This is a genomic window from Sphaerochaeta sp. UBA5836 (assembly GCF_002432845.1).
Taxonomy (GTDB): Bacteria; Spirochaetota; Spirochaetia; order Sphaerochaetales; family Sphaerochaetaceae; genus Sphaerochaeta.
This window is the reverse complement of sequence record NZ_DJGW01000006.1, coordinates 331-3,091: the sequence shown is the minus strand read 5'-3', so window position 1 is coordinate 3,091 and position 2,761 is coordinate 331. Positions and strand designations below refer to the sequence as shown.

Genomic DNA, 2,761 nt, shown 5'->3' with positions numbered 1-2,761 from the left:
GGCATGTTCATGGACACCTCCACCATCCAGCTGGTCTTCGTCCCCATCATGATTCCTGTCGCCAATGCTCTGGGCATCGACATGATCCACTTCGGATTGGTAGTCACCTTCAACATGATGGTAGGCCTCTCCACCCCGCCGTTCGGCATGCTGCTGTTCATCACCAGCGGTATTTCGGGGACACCGCTGAAGGGAGTCATGAAGGAAATCATCTGGCCGCTGGTGGTCATGCTGATCGTCCTTGTCCTGATCACCTACATCCCCGAGATCACGCTCTTCCTGCCTCGTGCTGCAGGACTCATCTAAGGAGTTATGTCAATGAAAACACCCTATAACGGCTGCTGGCCGACCATGATCACCCCCTTTACTGCTGACAACAAGGTAGACTTTCCGGCAGTGAAGGCTCTTGCCAACTGGTATATCGACCGGGGCGCCGACGGCATCTTCGCCGTCTGCCAGTCCAGCGAGATGTTCTTTCTCTCCCCACAGGAGAAGCTCGATATAGCCAAGGCGGTCGTCGAGGCTGCCGAAGGCCGGGTAAAGGTCATCGCAAGCGGCCATACCAGCGACGACCACAAACAACAGATCGATGAGCTGGGAGCCATGGCCCAGACAGGAGTCGATGCCGTGGTGCTGGTCTCCAACCGCCTGGCAAAGGCCGACGAGGACAGCTCGGTCTTCAATGCCAACGCCCAAGATATCTTTGAGCAGCTTCCCGATGTCACCTTCGGCCTGTACGAGTGCCCCTATCCCTATCTGAGGCTGCTTACCGACGATTTTTTGGCCTGGGCTGCAAAGGAAGACAAGCTGGTCTTCCTCAAGGACGTCTCCTGTTCCCTGGAAATCGAGAAACGCCGTGTCGAACTGGTCAAGGGAACCAAGCTAGCCCTGTTCAACGCCAACACCGCCACCCTTCTGGACTCCTGGATCGCAGGCTACCATGGCTACAACGGGGTTATGGCGAACTTCCACATCGATATCTACAAGTGGATGTATGAGCACTTCAAAACGGAACCCGTCCTTGCACGCAAGGTCATGGACTTCCTTACCGTTGCTGCAGTCACCGAAGCACGAGCCTATCCCATCAATGCCAAATACCACTACGACCTCACCGATGTGCCGATGAGCCTGGTCACCCGCTCCAAGCCTGTCTCCCTGCTCAACGAGAATGCCCGGTTGGAGATTCAGAGCCTGATCAGAATGGAAGCGGAGATGCGCACGCTTTTGGGGCTCAAGCTATGAACCGGGGCTCTGAGTTTCGCACCAGGTTGAAGTCGGGTTCAGTTCTGGGCGGGCACGTATTTCTCAATGACCCTGCCATCACCGAAGCTCTTGCCCGTTATGGCTACGACTTCATCTGGATCGATGCCGAGCATGGGCCGTTTGACAAGCAGAATCTTCTGCTTCATGTCATGGCGGCCAATGCCGGCGGGGCTGCAGCCTTTGTACGGGCATCAGGCCAGCAGATGCAAGACCTCAAGTATGTCCTTGAGATGGGCATCGACGGCATCATCATCCCCCAGGTGATGGACGAGATTGAAGCCCGAAAGGTTTTGGAACTCTGCCTGTATCCACCAGAGGGAACACGGGGGTTCGGTCCCAGGCGCGCCATAGCGTATAATCAACAGGATTTGAAAACCTACCTTTCTACAAGCAGGGAGAGTTTTGTCAGGATCATCCAGATCGAGCACATACGGGCGGTACAGCGCATTGAGGCAATACTAGCCCTGCCCGCCCTCGATGCGGTGATCATCGGCCCGAACGACCTTTCGGCCTCCATCGGCCTGCTCGGCGACAGCCTGAACGAGAAGGTGCTTGCACTTGCAAACCAGGTGGTCAAGGCAGCCAAGAAGGCTGACAAGCCGGTCGGTGTCTCGATCGGGCCGGATGAGAGGACGATCAGGATATACCAAGAGATGGGAGTGGATTTCATCAGCTGCGGCGATGATATCTCCTTTCTCCATCAAGGAGCCAAGAGAACCTTTGCAATGGTTGGTAGAACCTAGATGCAGGGGTCCGAATTTAGTAAGATGACTGGATAGGAGGAGGTTCCCATGGACATTTCACACTTCTCACTCTCACGGGTAAACCTCAGCCAGCAGATTGCAGACCATCTGGAGGAGGTGATCCTCTCCTCTCCCACCAGTAAAGTGGCTGAGAAACTTCCCGGCGAGATGAAGCTTGCCAAACAGTACAATGTCAGCCGACCGGTCATCCGGGAAGCTCTCAAGCTGCTGCAGGAAAGGGGCTTGATCACGCTCAAGAACGGCAGTGGAGCCTATATCACCCGACCGGAAAACGATACCGTCATGAATGCCATCAACCGCATCATGCAGGTCGACCGCATCAAGAGCGACGACCTGACACAGATGCGCGAAATTTTGGAGCTCAGCTCCGTGGACCAGGCGGTGAAGCGCATCACCGACGAGCAGTTGAAGGAGATGGACAGGATCCTGTCCAAGTTCGAGGACAAGAGCCTTCCGCTCAAGGAGCGGGTCAAGCTGGACGAACAGTTCCATATCGCCATCGCCCAGGCCACCGGCAATGAGCTACTCAGCATGTTCGTCGGGGTGCTCACCTCCCTTTTGCGTGACTACATGGGAAAAGGCATCCTCATCGAAGGCGGCATCGAAGATGCAATCAAGCGTCACCGGGAGATTTACCAGGCCCTGCTCAACCGGGATGCAAAGGCGGTCCACCAGGCAATGGTCGACCACCTGAGAGTCTCAAGCCTCAACGTCCAATTCTTTGACAAACAAGG

General features: G+C 55.6%; 4 protein-coding genes. All 4 read left to right on the top strand.

Annotated elements, in window-relative coordinates; translation table 11 throughout:
* Positions 1-306: TRAP transporter large permease subunit (locus B3F49_RS00465; protein ID WP_293908495.1), on the top strand; the 306-nt coding region annotated here is incomplete at its 5' end.
* Positions 307-318: 12 nt separating this feature from the next.
* Positions 319-1,242 (top strand): dihydrodipicolinate synthase family protein, encoded by a 924-nt coding sequence (locus B3F49_RS00460; protein ID WP_293908494.1) that lies wholly within the window; start codon positions 319-321, stop codon positions 1,240-1,242.
* Positions 1,239-2,006, top strand: a complete 768-nt coding sequence (locus tag B3F49_RS00455; protein WP_293908493.1) for an HpcH/HpaI aldolase family protein — start codon at positions 1,239-1,241, stop codon at positions 2,004-2,006. Before B3F49_RS00460 ends, B3F49_RS00455 begins: the two co-directional genes overlap by 4 nt.
* A gap of 48 nt (positions 2,007-2,054) precedes the next feature.
* On the top strand, positions 2,055-2,761 hold a 707-nt coding region (locus tag B3F49_RS00450), incomplete at its 3' end, for a FadR/GntR family transcriptional regulator (protein WP_293908492.1).

Bases quoted from the DNA above. Each gene is read 5' to 3' on its own strand.
- B3F49_RS00460 (WP_293908494.1), top strand. From the start codon at position 319: ATGAAAACACCCTATAACGGCTGCTGGCCGACCATGATCACCCCCTTT.
- B3F49_RS00455 (WP_293908493.1), top strand. From the start codon at position 1,239: ATGAACCGGGGCTCTGAGTTTCGCACCAGGTTGAAGTCGGGTTCAGTT.